The sequence below is a fragment of the Helicobacter heilmannii genome (assembly GCF_001283065.1).
Classification (GTDB): Bacteria; Campylobacterota; Campylobacteria; order Campylobacterales; family Helicobacteraceae; genus Helicobacter; species Helicobacter heilmannii.
In genome coordinates this window covers 203,795-217,495 of record NZ_CDMK01000002.1, presented here as the reverse complement: position 1 = coordinate 217,495, position 13,701 = coordinate 203,795, and the positions used below count along the sequence as shown (strand labels likewise).

At 49.3% G+C, this 13,701-nt stretch carries 12 protein-coding genes; 2 read left to right on the top strand and 10 right to left on the bottom strand.

Annotation, left to right across the window (positions count from 1 at the left end; genetic code table 11):
* Positions 1–70: 70 nt before the first annotated feature.
* Positions 71–724 carry an SEL1-like repeat protein gene (locus AOG36_RS05200; RefSeq protein ID WP_015107188.1) on the top strand — a complete coding sequence of 218 codons (654 nt, stop codon included), beginning with the start codon at positions 71–73 and terminating at the stop codon, positions 722–724.
* Between the two features lie 22 nt (positions 725–746).
* Here AOG36_RS05200 and gyrB read toward each other — a convergent pair whose 3' ends face one another.
* The 4 genes from gyrB to AOG36_RS05180 all read right to left on the bottom strand — a co-directional run bounded on the left by gyrB (position 747) and on the right by AOG36_RS05180 (position 6,568).
* Entirely contained in the window at positions 747–3,050 is a 2,304-nt protein-coding gene (gene gyrB, locus AOG36_RS05195) for a DNA topoisomerase (ATP-hydrolyzing) subunit B (RefSeq protein WP_015107189.1), read from the bottom strand.
* Positions 3,051–3,123: 73 nt separating this feature from the next.
* Positions 3,124–4,422: a chromosomal replication initiator protein DnaA gene (gene dnaA, locus AOG36_RS05190; protein ID WP_015107190.1), complete on the bottom strand. Its 1,299-nt coding sequence runs from the start codon at positions 4,420–4,422 to the stop codon at positions 3,124–3,126.
* A complete protein-coding gene (gene ruvC / locus AOG36_RS05185) occupies positions 4,416–4,886 on the bottom strand; it encodes a crossover junction endodeoxyribonuclease RuvC (RefSeq protein WP_015106319.1) in 471 nt (156 codons plus the stop codon). Before ruvC ends, dnaA begins: the two co-directional genes overlap by 7 nt.
* 5 nt (positions 4,887–4,891) lie before the next feature.
* Positions 4,892–6,568 carry a methyl-accepting chemotaxis protein gene (locus AOG36_RS05180; protein WP_053825637.1) on the bottom strand — a complete coding sequence of 559 codons (1,677 nt, stop codon included), beginning with the start codon at positions 6,566–6,568 and terminating at the stop codon, positions 4,892–4,894.
* Between the two features lie 107 nt (positions 6,569–6,675).
* Between AOG36_RS05180 and AOG36_RS05175 the strand changes: the two genes are divergently transcribed.
* Positions 6,676–7,131, top strand: coding sequence for a Sua5/YciO/YrdC/YwlC family protein (locus AOG36_RS05175; protein ID WP_015107191.1), 456 nt, complete (start codon positions 6,676–6,678; stop codon positions 7,129–7,131).
* Between the two features lie 13 nt (positions 7,132–7,144).
* Here the strand turns inward: AOG36_RS05175 and AOG36_RS05170 are convergent, their stop codons facing one another.
* From AOG36_RS05170 to tig, 6 genes are read right to left on the bottom strand one after another with little or no spacing between them, the layout of a single operon-like run.
* A complete protein-coding gene (locus AOG36_RS05170) occupies positions 7,145–7,615 on the bottom strand; it encodes a DUF1104 domain-containing protein (protein ID WP_015107192.1) in 471 nt (156 codons plus the stop codon).
* Positions 7,616–7,670: 55 nt separating this feature from the next.
* Positions 7,671–9,722: a heavy metal translocating P-type ATPase gene (locus AOG36_RS05165; RefSeq protein WP_015107193.1), complete on the bottom strand. Its 2,052-nt coding sequence runs from the start codon at positions 9,720–9,722 to the stop codon at positions 7,671–7,673.
* Between the two features lie 2 nt (positions 9,723–9,724).
* A complete protein-coding gene (locus tag AOG36_RS05160) occupies positions 9,725–11,248 on the bottom strand; it encodes a YifB family Mg chelatase-like AAA ATPase (protein WP_015107194.1) in 1,524 nt (507 codons plus the stop codon).
* The gene (gene def / locus AOG36_RS05155) at positions 11,248–11,763 is read right to left on the bottom strand and encodes a peptide deformylase (RefSeq protein ID WP_015107195.1); all 516 of its coding nucleotides are present in this window, start codon (positions 11,761–11,763) and stop codon (positions 11,248–11,250) included. Before def ends, AOG36_RS05160 begins: the two co-directional genes overlap by 1 nt.
* Entirely contained in the window at positions 11,763–12,356 is a 594-nt protein-coding gene (gene clpP, locus AOG36_RS05150; protein WP_053825636.1) for an ATP-dependent Clp endopeptidase proteolytic subunit ClpP, read from the bottom strand. The genes def and clpP overlap by 1 nt, the downstream gene beginning before the upstream one ends.
* Positions 12,353–13,663 carry a trigger factor gene (gene tig, locus AOG36_RS05145; protein WP_015107198.1) on the bottom strand — a complete coding sequence of 437 codons (1,311 nt, stop codon included), beginning with the start codon at positions 13,661–13,663 and terminating at the stop codon, positions 12,353–12,355. Before tig ends, clpP begins: the two co-directional genes overlap by 4 nt.
* Positions 13,664–13,701: the final 38 nt, after the last annotated feature.

The window sequence follows — 13,701 nt, the reverse complement described above, 5'->3', positions numbered from 1 at the left end:
CCCCCCCCCCCCAGCAACCCCTCTTTACTCCTAGATTTAGACCTTAAAAAACGAGTGACGGAGGTGTTTTATGCATGTGCTTAAGAAAGTGACCTTGTGTCTAGGCTTTTTAACCTTGCTGCACGCAGAAGAGGGGGTGAGCATGCTTGTGCAAAAGGGTATAGAACTTGAAAGTTATGGCTACAATAAGGATGCTTTGGTGCTCTACACAAAGGCGCAGGAAAATGGCGACTTGTTGGCCATGGCGTTTGTGGGCAAGATGTATCTAGGGGGTTGGGGCGTGAAGAAGGATGCTTGCCGGGCGGTGGATGACTTTGAGTTGGTCATCAGTCTTGCCCAGAGCGATAAAGAAATCGCCATGCTCGTGGCGAAAGTGGGGCTGGCGAGCGCTTATGCCGAGGGAGACTGTGTGTTGGCCGATGGCACAAAAGCTCTAGAGCTCATCAAGGAAGTCTTGTTTGCCAACGGAGCCAGCGACCATGCAGGCATGTTTCATCTTGAAAATTTACAAGCGGGCGATTTTTACAAAACCCCTTTGCGTAAGGAATACATCGGGCTGGCTTTGTACCTGCTGGGCAACCAAATGGATCCCCGGCTTTCCTTGCAAAAAATCAGGGTTGACATTCTTGAGAAAGCCGCCGAGTTCGGCAACAGACGCGCTAAGCGTGAATTACAGACCGCCGGGCTTAGACCACCCGGACCAAGCCAGCCAAAGCCTAAGTAAAGTCCAGTCCCTCGCTTTCTAGCTAGATATCTAGGTTTTTCACATCCTTGGCGTGGGCTTGGATGTAAGCGCGGCGTGGCTCGACCTCATCACCCATCAGCAGGTTAAACGCCGCATCCGCACTCTCCTCATCTGCTAAGGACACCCTAAGTAGATTGCGGTTGCCCTCAAACATCGTGGTCTCCCAAAGCTGCTCGGGGTTCATCTCGCCCAGCCCTTTGTAGCGTTGGATGTAGGCCCCCTGTTTGGCCCGCCCCTCAATGTCTGCCAAATAATCCAAGCAATCCATGCCAAGCACACTTAAATCAAATTCTTGGATTTTGCGCGCCAAATCCTGCGCCTCCATAAATAACGGGTCGTTAAACAAATCCGCATCCACCAACAATTCAGCCAGTCCCAATTTGGTACGCACAAAAAAATGCACCCCATCTTCCATCACCTCTTGGCTTAACACTTGGCAAGAAATGCCCTCTAAAAAGGCGTGTAGGTCTTTGGCTAGGGTTTCAAAGTTGGGGCGTGTGGGCATCTCCACCAAATAACGCAACACCTCAAACATCAAGGGGCGTTTTTCTAGTTCCTTCAACACAGAGCGGTAAGCGCTCAAGGTTTTAAGCAGAGCTAATAGATCCGCCCGCCCGATGCCCTCAATGGAAGTGCTGTCGATCCCATGCTCGATCAAAAAGTGGTTTAACTCTTTCTCATCTTTGAGGTATTTTTCGATCTTCTTTTTCTTGAAGCGGTAAAGTGGGGGCTGGGCGATGTAGACATGCCCATTGGTGATCAAGGGCTTTAAGTAGCGGTAGAAAAAGGTCATCAACAGGGTTTGGATATGGCTGCCATCCACATCGGCATCGGTCATGATGATGATTTTATGGTAGCGCAGCTTCTCTAGGTTAAACTCATCGCCCACCCCGCATCCAAAGGCAGTGATCATGTTCTTGATCTCTTCAGATTTTAAAATCTTGCTTAAATGCGACTTCTCCACATTTAAAATCTTGCCCCTTAGGGGCAAAATGGCTTGAAAGGCACGGTCCCTGCCCTGTTTGGCTGAACCGCCCGCGCTGTCGCCCTCCACTAGATAAATTTCGCACTCTTTAGGGTCTTTGCTCTGGCAATCGGCTAATTTGCCCGGCAAAGTCCCCACGCTTAAATTGTCCTTTTTGCGGGTGAGCTCTTTGGCCTTTTTGGCCGCCTCTCTGCCCCTAGCCGCCAACAACGCCTTTTGCATGATTGCCTTGGCTACACTGGGATTCTCCTCAAAGAACTTCGCCATTTTTTCATGCACCAGCTTTGCCACAATGGGGCGGACAAAAGAGCTGCCTAGTTTGGCTTTGGTTTGCCCCTCAAATTGGGGCTCTAAAATCTTGGCTGAGACCACCGCCACAAGCCCCTCTTTGATGTCCTCCTGCATTACGCCCGCTTCTTTCTCGCGCACGCTGGCGTTCTCTTGGATGTAGTTTAAAATGGCACGGCTAAGCCCCATACGAAAGCCTGCTTCGTGTGTACCCCCCTCTGGCGTGCGGATGTTATTGACAAAGCTAAACATTTGCTCGCTGTAGCCCTCATTATAAGCCAAAGCGATCTCCACCTCCATGTCCTCGCCCTCCCCGCTGAAAGTGATGACATCCGAGATGAAAGGGGCTTTATTGGTGTCTAAAATAAATTGCTTGAGTCCGTCCTCGTAGTGGTACACTTCTTTTAAATTATTGGGTTGGTCGCAAAAGGTGATGGTAACGCTGTGGTTTAAATACGCCATTTCTTGAAAGCGCTTTTTCAAGACTTTCGCGTCAAACTCCACCACCTCCATGATGCTCTCATCGGGGAAAAACTCAATGGTGGTGCCCGTCTCCTTAGTGTTGCCTCCTTCCAGCAACAGCGTGGTGGGGATGCCCTTTTCAAACTCTTGGGTGTAAATCTTGCCCCCTCTTTTGATCGTCATCAAGAGCTTTTTAGACAAGGCATTGACCACACTCACCCCCACGCCATGCAACCCGCCCGAAACTTTATAAGTCTCTTTGTCGAACTTGCCCCCCGCATGCAGCACGGTGAGCGCCACCGTGGCGGCGGGGATGCCCTCTGTGGAGTGGATGTCTACGGGAATACCCCGCCCATTGTCCTGTACAATGCACGAGCCGTACTGCGTTAGGGTGATTTTAATTTGCGTGCAAAAGCCTGCCATGCTCTCATCGATAGAGTTATCCACGACCTCATAGACCATGTGATGCAAGCCATTGATGTTTGTGTCCCCAATATACATTCCCGGGCGTTTGCGAACCCCCTCTAAGCCTTTCAATACTTTAATCTTATCGCCCATGTAAGACTGCATCATTACCCTTTTTTCATGATTTTTTACAATTTTAATGTATAAAATGTCTTTAAGGATTATACTACAAACTAGATTAAACGGGCTTGGGACTGTTGATCTTGGCCTGCATTTCTTCCACCAGTAATTTGGTGTGGTTTTCCTTAGCCATGCTCTGCGCGATGGTTTTGCTCGCCTTGCTCACCCCGCTGTGATCCTTCAAGCCTAAAAACTGCGCTAGGGCATTTGTGGAGGTGTCCGTGAGCGTGCGCGCGAGGTAAATGATCAGCTTTCTAGCTAAGGCAACTTGGCGGTTTCTAGAGTTGTTGCGGATGTCAGCGGGTTTGACATTTAAAGTCTGGGCCACCACGCGCAAAATGTCCTCTAAACCCACCTCCTGCAAACGCTCCTTGGTGGTGTCCTTTAAAATTTCTTGTGCCATGCGTAGGCTGATCTCCTCCCCGCTTAGGGCTGCGGTGGCATTTAGGCGCAGGAGCGCGCCTTCTAATTGGCGGATGTTCTCATGGATGTGGCTGGCCAAATACTCCACAATCTCTTGGTCCATGCAAATGTGGTTGAGCTGGCATTTTTGCGTGAGAATGGCGATCTTGGTCTCAAGCATGGGGGCCTGGATACTCGCGATCATGCCCATTTCAAAACGGGAAAGCAGGCGGTCGGCCAGCCCCTTGATGTGCTTAGGGGGTTTGTCTGAACTCATCACAATCTGCTTGCCCTGGGCGTGTAAAGTGTTGAAGGTGTGGTAAAACTCCTCTTGCACCATCTCCTTGCCCCCGAAAAACTGCACATCGTCGATCAAAAGATAATCGCAAGAGCGGTATTTTTCTTGGAACTTGTCCATGCTGTGGTTGCTTAATCTAAACACATAGTCGTTTAAAAACTGCTCTGCTGTCACATACAGTACACTTTGCAAGCGGTCGCAGGCCGTGTTGCCGATGGCGTTTAAGATGTGCGTCTTGCCAAGCCCCACGCCCCCAAAGAAGAGCACGGGGTTATACACCCCGCTTTTTTGTGCCACTTGGGAGGCGACCTTCACCGCCATGTGGTTACACGCCCCCACGACTAGGGTGTCAAAGGTGAAGGCGGGGTTTAAAGTCGGGTTGCTCTTGGCTTTGATTAAAGGCTTTGGGGGGGCTTTGGGCTTGGCCTCTTTGGGGCAAATTTGCACCTTTAGGGGGCTTTGGTGCTTTGCGCTTAAAAGCTGCTCTAAGAGCGCGCCATAACGAGTTTGGATGTAATGAGACAGCCACACATTGGGGGCGTAAAACACCACACAAGCGGCACTAGAGGCGTGAGGGTCAAAGCACAAGGGTTGGATGTAGGTTTGAAACTCATAGGCACTCATGTGCGCCTTTAGGGTGAGCAAGTCCTCTAGCATTGGAGGACCCTGCGTTGCTGGGCGTGGGTTAAGGCGATGGCGATTGCATCCGTGATGTCTAGGGGTTTGATGTCGTTTTTAATCCCCAAAATTTTTTTCACCATGTATGCCACCTGTTCCTTGCTCGCCTTGCCATGCCCCGTGATCGCTTTTTTAATTTGTAGAGGGGTATACTCGCTAAAATGCCCCTTTTCTTGTAAAATCTTCAAGCCCAGCGCGCCTCTAAATTGCGCCAATTTCAGCACGCTCTTGGGATTGTAGGCGTAAAAAATATCCTCCATCGCCACCTCCGCAATGGGATAGGCCTTAAAAACCTGCTCGAGCCCTGCCACAACCTCTAAAATCTGCTCTTGCAAGGGCGCGCTCTGTACCTTGATGAAGCCCGCGCCGATGAGTTTCACGCTGTGCAAATCCACCACCCCATACCCGCACTTGCGGCTGCCCGGATCGATGCCTAAAACCAACACCCCTAGGATTTAAACTGCCCGATTTTGCTGTTGAGCTCGATGGTGGCGTTGCTAAGGGAGTTAGCCGCCTCGATGATGATATTTGCCTCTTTGGCTGTTTTTTGGTTGATCACCTCGATCTCTGCGAAGTCTTGGTTGATGTTGTCGATGTCTTTTTTCGTACCGATGATGTTCTCAATGGAGGCACCGACGCGCCCGACTACACCATCCAAACTCTCACTCATGTCTTTAAATTGCTTTTGCACCTCTAAGCTCACCCCACTTAATTGCTCGATCTTTTTAGAATTTAAATTCATTTGGCTGCTCACATCGTTGATTTCTTGCACAATCACCCCGATGGTGGAATTGATTTCTGCTAGGCTTTTTTGAGTCCTTGCCGCCAAATTGCGCACTTCATCAGCCACCACAGCAAAGCCCCGCCCGTGCTCGCCCGCTCTTGCTGCCTCGATGGCGGCGTTTAAGGCGAGTAAGTTCGTTTGGTCGGCGATGTCGTTGATGATGTGCAAAATGCTTTTCACGCTATCAGCGTTTTTGCTCAGTTGCTCAACCTTACCGGCCAAGTCCTCTTCGGTGTGACTTGCCTCCGTGATTTGGTTAAATAGGTTTGTGATCGCCTTATCCGAGGTTCGGATTGACTCTTGGACCTCAGCGATGTTTTTTCGACTCTCCTCAGCTTCTTGGGCGTTTTGGGTCACGACATTGCCGATGTCGTTGCTCCGATCTTGGATTTGCTGTAACATCTCTGAGCGTCTTTGCATGCCCGCTAGGGCACTCTTGATTGTGGTGTGCAGGGTTTGGGCAACCCCGCTGGTGTTGCTGCTGTTGGCTTTGATATCGTTAAAAAAGCCTTGTATGCTTTCGACAAAGTGGTTGATCCCATCTCCGATTTTGCCTATCTCATCATTGCTGCGGCTGGCACGGATGCGTTGGGTCAAATCCCGATCGCCCAGGCTAAAGTCGTACACCTTTTGCACCAGTCGGTTCAAACGACGGATGATGGTGTAAAAGGTGAAGATGGCTGTAAGTGCAATCAAAATCGCCATGATCATGGTGATCCACATGGTCAGTGTGTTGATATTTTCGATGACCTTTGCCTGCACCTCTTTACGGGTTTTTAATGAGGCACTTAAGATGTCGCTAAAGTAAGTCGTGGCGACAATCACCATGCCACTTGTGGGGTCGTAATGGCTGTAGGCGACCTTAGGCTCTGGCGTGCCGCCGTTAAACTTAGGCATTTTGTAGTAGGTGTAGCCCCCTCCATTGTCGGCCTCTTTGATGTAGCCACACACATAGCAGACATTGTCTACACTCATCAAGTGCAGCCCACTTTTGCCCACGGTGGTGGGATTGACCGGGTCAAAGAGCACCGTGCCTTTTTTATCCACCACCACCATATAGATCATGCCCTTGTCGGCGTTGATTTCGCCAAAGTACTCCAGGGCCATTTTTTGCGCCTGTTCCTTAGGAAAGACTTTATAAAAACCAGCAATGCCTTGTTCAAGTAGATGGGTGATGTAGCGCAAATCGTCTTCACGACTTATCCTGTCCCCCCGCTTTTGGCTGTCCAAAATAGAGAATATCAATTTGTGTTGCTCGTGGTTGGCGATCAAGATCACCGCACTCCCTAAAATCAAGAGAGATAAGAAAATAACGCTGATAATCTTCGCTCCAAGGTTCATGGATCTTCCTCACCAAAGTTGGGGTCAATAAAAACGGCATTCTAACATAAAAACTTTGAAAGTTTAAAATCACTAATTTGGTTAAAATGCTTAAATAAAGGACAAACATGCCACATCAAGATTTGCGTACAAAAGCGGGTGTGATCCTAGCCCAAAGCGATACGACCATTGGCTTTTTTAGCCATGACCAAGACCGCCTGAACGCCGCTAAGAACAGCCCACAAAACAAACGACTCTTGCAAGTGTGCACGGATTTTAAGGATTTGCCCCGCGTGCCGCCAAAGCAACGCGCCTTAGTGCGGCGAGCGAAAGCGACCTTTATTTACAAAAACAAAGAGGATTGGCGCGCTTTTAGAGTGGTGCAAGAGCCTAGTGTGTTGGTGTTTTTAAAAAGGTTGGGCGCGGTGTTTAGCACTTCAGCGAATTTAAGTGGACAGGGCTATGAACCCCAAATTGCCCTAGACTTAGCAAACACAATCATAGAGGACAAGCGGGGCCTAAGCCCTAGAAAGCCCTCGAGCATCATTAAACTGGGGCATGCCCGTAAAAGGAGGCTGCGCTGACTGACACGGTGTGTCAGCGGTGTTTTTTCTTTGCAGCGGTGGGGAGACTGAAACCATTTTTTTGCAAATCATCGTAAAAACTACCGGACTGCAAGAGTTTTTTCCAGTGGTCCATGTAGTTGTATTCCTCCTGGATCTCGGCCTCTAGATTTTTAATGCTATCCTCTCGTTTAACTAAAGCCTCTTCAATCATGTTAAGCTCTTTTCTGCGCTGAGAGGGGCTGAGCTTTGAAATGTTTTTAGCCAACACATCTTGGAAGTGTTTTTGGAACTCGGCCTTATGCTTGGGGGTCATTTTGTTGTAGCGGTTTTTCATTTCGCTCAAATAGATGATCATCTTTTTGGCCTCCACTTTACCCGCCATGTCGAGCATTTCTTGATCGGGTTTGCTTTGGTATTCAGGGAAGACATTGAGCCCGATCGTTTGGGCGTTGAGTGCGGCAAAAAGTACTCCAGACATGGCAACTAAGCGTAACAATTTCATAAGCGTCCTTTTATAAAAATAATAGGCTCCTATTTTAGTCCTGAAAACCTAACAATTACCTAATGCGCATCGTGCGCATAGAATTTGCTAGGGCAATCAAAGTTACACCCACATCCCCAAAAACCGCCTCCCAAAGGCTCGCCTCCCCGGCAACCCCCAATACCAAGAACAACGCCTTTACCCCCAGAGCAAACACAATGTTTTCAATCACAATGCGCCGGGTCTTGTGTGCAATCTTAAAAACCTGCACAATGGAGCTTAAGGCGTTGTTGGTGATGACAATGTCCGCACTCTCTTTGCTCACTTGGCTCGCACTGCCCATCCCCACGCCCACATCCGCCATCGCTAAGGTAGGAGCATCGTTGATCCCATCCCCTACAAAGGCACTAAGCCCTCCATGTGTAGCCTTAAAGCCCTCAAAGGCTTGGCTCTTTTGTTCGGGCAAGAGTCCCGCACGGTAGCTGCAATCCAGCTCTTTAGCCACGCTCTTTGTGGCGTGTTCGTTATCCCCGCTTAGGATACAAAAATGCTCTAATCCCTCTTTTTTCAGTGCCTTTAAGCTCTTTTTCGCGTCCTCTTTGAGCGAGTCGGCAACCACAATGTAGCCGACATATGTCCCATTGGTCGCCACATGCACGATCGTCCCCTCTAAAGAACAACGAGGGTGGGGGATGTCGTATTTGTGTAGGATTTGGTCATTGCCCGCCACGATTAAATTGGCATGGCACTTGGCTTGCACGCCCATGCCTCCGATCTCGTTAAACTCTTGGATATTGTGCTCACAGAGGTTTTGGCAGGCCTTTTGGATGGACTTAGCGATGGGGTGGGTGGAGAGAATCTGTGCACAGCTGGCAAAGCGCAGTACATCCTCTTGGCTAAACTCTGGTTGGTTCACCACCTCTATGACCTCAAATTCCCCCTTGCTCAATGTTCCCGTTTTATCAAAGGCAATGTTTTTCACCTTGGTGAGCGTTTCTAGGGTATGCACGCTTTTAATGAGGATGCCTAGCCGACTTGCTGCCCCAACCCCCCCAAAGTAGCCCAGCGGGATCGAGATCACTAGTGCACAAGGGCAAGACACCATTAAGGCAATGAGTCCACGATACACCCACTCGCTAAAGCTGCCATGCCCTAGAAGCGGGGGGAGGGTGGCGATGCCTAGGGCAATGAAAAACACAGCTGGGGTATAGTATTTGGCAAAGGTGGTGATGAATTTTTCAGTTTCTGACTTTTGACTCACGGCGTTGTTCACCAAATCCACAATCTTGGCCACCGAAGAGTCGCTATAGGTCTTGCTCACCTGCACTTCCAGTACGGCCTTTAAATTAATGCTCCCGCCCAAAACGGGGCTATTTTCGCGTACATTCACGGGAATCGACTCACCGGTTAAAGGTTTTTGATCCAATAAACTCTCGCCGCTTAGCACCACGCCATCAGTGGGGATTTTCTCCCCCACTTGTACCACCACAATGTCCCCGACTTTCAGCTCTTCAGGGTGCACTTCTGTAAGTCCATTGACCCCCTTAATGAAGGCAAAATTGGGGGCGACATCCAACAGAGCATGCAGAGATTTTTTAGACCGTTTGATGGCTAATTTTTGCAAGAACTCCCCAGCAGAGAAAAAAACCATCACGGATACGGATTCTTCATACGCCCCCACACAAAAGGCGGCGATGGTGGCACTGAGCATCAGCGTGTTCTCATCAAAAAAGCGTTTATTCTTTAGACTGTTAAACGCCCCTAAGAACACATCCTTGCCCGCAAAGAGATACACCCCTGCCAAAAGAGCGTAACTCAAACCCCTTAAAAGCGGGCTTGTTGCAAAGTGCAACACCCCCACAGACAGCACAAACAACACAATGCAAGAGAGCAAGGGATACACGCTCAAGGGCGCGTCCTCCTCAGCCTCCTCTTGCAAAATCTCCATCTCCGGCTCTAGCCGTTTGATGAGCTCTAAAACCTTAGAAAAGTCTTGGCAATCGACATATAAGGTGTTCGTGTTGAAAGACACCTGGGCCGCCTTGACATAGCTTTGTTTGTTGAGCTCTGCCTCTAATTTATTGGCACAATCGGGGCAATCTAACCCCTTGAAGTAATATTTTTGCATATTCACTCCACTTTTCTAAATTGCAATGCTTTTAACATATGTGTTTTATGGATCGCTTCACAGCCCGCTAAATCCGCCACGCTGCGCGCGACTTTTTTACTCTTACTCACTGCCCGCTCGGACAAGCCAAAGCGCAGGGTGGCTTGCTCTAATAAATGCGCTGCTTCAGGCTCGAGCGGACAAAAGGTGGTGATGTCGCTCTCTTGCAATTTGCCATTGAGCACTTCTTGTCCGCGCATTTTCTGCCTTTTAAAGGCTTCGAGCACCTGCTCGTGCATCGCCTTAGAGTCTTGAGTGCTTTTGGCATCCTCATGCACCAAAGCCATTTGCACGAACAAGTCTATGCGATCCATCAAGGGCGCGCTCAGGCGGTTTTTATAGGCTAAAATTTCCCTTTCTTGGCAGCGACACACCTTAGAAGGGTCCATTAAATTCCCACAAGGACAGGGGTTCATCGCCCCCACGAACAAAAACGAAGTGTGATACTCGATCTTGCTATGCACCCTTGAGATGACTAATTTATTGTTCTCCATCGGTTCTCTTAGGCCCTCTAAAACCTCCCTCTTAAAGTGGGGCAACTCGTCAAAAAACAACACCCCATTGTGCGCAAGCGCGATCTCGCCCGGGCTAGGCACATTGCCATGCGTCGAGCCTAGAATGCTGGCTTTAGACGCGCTTTGATGCGGGTTTCTAAAACTTCTTAGCGGGCTGTAGTTGCCCTCCTGTCCGTTCAAGATATTTAACTTCACCGCCTCGATCATTTCGGTTAGGGTACTTGGGGGCAAAATATAGCGCAAGCGTTTAGCGATCATGCTCTTGCCACAGCCCGGACTGCCCTCAAACAGCACATTATGCATCCCCGCTGCCGCAATCAAAGCCGCTTCTTTAGCCACCTCTTGCCCCCTAACCTCTTTAAAGTCTAGGGCAAAATCCGTGCAGTAGTAGTAGTGCTCTCCTCCTAGCTCTAAGCTGGCAAAGGGTAGATTTAAAGGGGGTCTTGTGGGGATGGCGGCGGGGTTTCTTAGCACCTGCAAAGCTTCTTGCAAGTTTGCCACAAAGTACAAATGCAAATTGGGGATCAGGCTAAAAAGCTCTTTGCCAAGAGCGGGCACAATCACATGCGCGCCGGGCTCTTGCAGCGCGATGTCTAAGAGCATGGGAAAGATCGCCTCGTTGTGTTTGATCCGCCCATCTAACCCCAACTCACCAAAGGCAAACCACTTACTCTCTAAAGGTTGCTTTTGCAAGGCCACAAGCAGCGCCATGGGCAAGTCAAAATGACTCCCACTTTTGGGTAAGTCAGCGGGGGATAAATTGATGGTGATCTTTAAAGGGGGGAAGGTGAAACCATTGTTTTGCAGAGCAGATTGCACCCGCTGTTTGGACTCTTGGATGGCGTTGTTGGCAAGCCCTGAGATCACAAAGGCAGGCAGAGCACGGGTGAAGGTGGCTTCCACTTCCACGATTTGGGCACTCGCCCCCGCCATTGTGGCGCAGTAAAGCGCATTGACAACTTGTGTTTCCATTACGGACTCTTTAGGTTTCTCTTAAATTCCTTTTCAAATTTTTTGCGTTTCAACAGCGACAATTTATCCACGAACAAGACCCCATTTAAGTGGTCCATTTCGTGTTGGATCGCCACACTTAAAAGCTCGCCCGCTTGCAACACCCTAGCGTTGCCAAAGCGGTCTTGATAGCCTAGCGTGATATTAGCGTAGCGCAGCACTTCCTCGTAAAACTCAGGCACAGATAAGCACCCTTCTTTCCACAAAATTTCCCCCTCTGTTTGCATTAAAGTCGGGTTGATGATCTCTAAACAATCCTCGGGCACTTGGGTGTCGTCCTCTCTGGGTAAATGCACGAGCAAGACTCTTTTAGGCACGCCCACTTGGATCGCCGCTAGCCCAATACCCTTATTGGCGAGCATGGTTTCGTGCATGTCATCTAAAAGCTGGTGCAGGGCACTATCAAAGGCCACGACCTCTTGCGAGCGTTTTCTTAAGCGTTTGTCCGGGTAGCGCACCAACTCCAAAAGAGCCATTAGCCTTGCTTTTGGCTTTTATTGAGCACGGCATCGATCAAGCCATAATCTTTCGCTTCTTTTGCACCCATGAAGAAGTCGCGATCGCTGTCTTGCTCGATTTTTTCTAGGGGTTGGCCCGTGTTGGTGGCCATGATTTGGTTGAGCTCAGCTTTAAGGCGCAAAATTTCTTTGGTGTAAATGGCGAGGGTGGAGGCCTGCCCCTGGGTACCGCCGATGGGCTGGTGGATCATGATCCTTGAGTGGGGCAGAGAAAAGCGCTTGCCCTTCGTGCCGCAACTGAGTAAAAACGCTCCCATAGACGCAGCTTGCCCCACGCAGATGGTGCAGATGTCCGGGTGGATGTAGTTCATGGTGTCGTAAATGCTAAGTCCGCTGGTCACAGAGCCCCCAGGGGAGTTGATGTATAAATTGATGTCCTTTTCGGGGTCTTCTGCCTCTAAGAACAAGAGTTGCGCCACAATGGCAGCTGCCACCGCGTCATTGATCTCGCCACTTAAGAGCACGATGCGATCTTTGAGTAGGCGGGAGTAAATGTCGTAACTGCGCTCCCCCCGCCCAGTTTTCTCAATGACAAAGGGGACATAATTCATGCGTTTGTCTCTTGGGGGAGTTGTTTATCTAGCAAGAAAGTCAAAACTTTATCTTCGACCATGGCCATTTTCACGGCGGGGAGCATGTTGTTTCGTTGGTAAACCTCTAGCAATTGTTGGGGGTTTTGATTGGCCATCATCGCCTCGTAGTAAATGGCTTGGTACACCTCATTATCCGCTACTTGGATGTTCTCTTGTTTGGCAAGCGCATCGATGATGAAGGTTACTTTCACGCTGCGGCGGGCTTGCTCTCTAAAGCTATCCCTTTTTTTTTGGACTTTTTTGGGGTCGTCTTGCAACTCTTTGATCTCTTCGGGTTTCATGTTTTGCAAGGATTGGCGGAAGGCTAAATCCATTTCTTGCTCAATGATGGTTTCGGGCAAATCAAAAGCGAGGTTTTTGTCTAACTTATCGATTAAAGTTTCCTTGAGCTGTTGGTTGTAAAGTTTAGTTTTTGCCTCTAAGAAAAGTTGGTCTTTCACCCGCTCTTTCAACATTTCTAGCGTGGGTTCTTTTTCTTGGTTTAAAACCATTTTGACAAAGGCCTCGTCGATCTCGGGAATTTGGCGTAGTTGGATTTTATGCAACTTCACATGGAAAGACACCTCTTTATCCGCAAGCGTGGCATTGGCGTAGTCCTTGGGGAAGGTTACCGAAAAATACTTTTCATCGCCCATTTTCATGCCCACTAATTGCTTTTCAAAGCTGGGTAGCAGCCGCCCCTCGCCCACGACAAGGGCGAAGTTCTGTGCCCGGTTGCCTTCAAAGGGTTGGTTGTCTAATAAGCCCTCAAAGTCAAAAATCACGCCATCGCCATTAGCCGCCGCCTTGTCCTCGGGCGCGTCTGTAAAAGTCGCCCTCTCTTTGGCTAAATGTCGCAAGCGCTCCTCAATCGCGCTCTCTTGGACTTCCTCTAAGGAGAAACTGGGCACACACTCTAACACCCCTGAAAGGTCAATTTGGGGGCGTAGCCCAATGTTGATTTCAATGTCAAAATGTTCGGCTTGTTTGTCAAACTTGCGGACGGTGGGGTTGCCGATCATGTCCTGTGGGGTGATCTCCAGCGCCTTGCTGCCCTCTTGCAAAATCGCATCCAGCAGCTCTTTTTCGCTCTCTTGTTGGATGTGGCCTTGGTAGCGCTGCTTGATGATGTCTAGGGGGACTTTACCTTTTCTAAACCCGTCTAACTTGGTGTTTTTGGCAATTTTTTGAGCGATGCTGTGGGACTTCTTTTCGAAATCCTGCACCGAAGGTTTGGCACTGATAGACGCGTTGGCGCTATCGAGCCTCTTGGTCGTTAAATCCATATAAACTCCTTAGGGTCTAATTAAAGTATAATAAACCT

Excerpts from the sequence above, each read along its gene's own strand:
- dnaA (WP_015107190.1), bottom strand. The coding sequence starts at position 4,422 with ATGCTAGAGGACTTGCTCACCCTAAAGGCGCACATGAGTGCCTATGAG.
- AOG36_RS05160 (WP_015107194.1), bottom strand. The coding sequence starts at position 11,248 with ATGGAAACACAAGTTGTCAATGCGCTTTACTGCGCCACAATGGCGGGG.
- AOG36_RS05170 (WP_015107192.1), bottom strand. The coding sequence starts at position 7,615 with ATGAAATTGTTACGCTTAGTTGCCATGTCTGGAGTACTTTTTGCCGCA.
- gyrB (WP_015107189.1), bottom strand. The coding sequence starts at position 3,050 with ATGCAGTCTTACATGGGCGATAAGATTAAAGTATTGAAAGGCTTAGAG.
- AOG36_RS05180 (WP_053825637.1), bottom strand. The coding sequence starts at position 6,568 with ATGAACCTTGGAGCGAAGATTATCAGCGTTATTTTCTTATCTCTCTTG.
- AOG36_RS05200 (WP_015107188.1), top strand. The coding sequence starts at position 71 with ATGCATGTGCTTAAGAAAGTGACCTTGTGTCTAGGCTTTTTAACCTTG.
- AOG36_RS05165 (WP_015107193.1), bottom strand. The coding sequence starts at position 9,722 with ATGCAAAAATATTACTTCAAGGGGTTAGATTGCCCCGATTGTGCCAAT.
- tig (WP_015107198.1), bottom strand. The coding sequence starts at position 13,663 with ATGGATTTAACGACCAAGAGGCTCGATAGCGCCAACGCGTCTATCAGT.
- def (WP_015107195.1), bottom strand. The coding sequence starts at position 11,763 with ATGGCTCTTTTGGAGTTGGTGCGCTACCCGGACAAACGCTTAAGAAAA.
- clpP (WP_053825636.1), bottom strand. The coding sequence starts at position 12,356 with ATGAATTATGTCCCCTTTGTCATTGAGAAAACTGGGCGGGGGGAGCGC.
- AOG36_RS05175 (WP_015107191.1), top strand. The coding sequence starts at position 6,676 with ATGCCACATCAAGATTTGCGTACAAAAGCGGGTGTGATCCTAGCCCAA.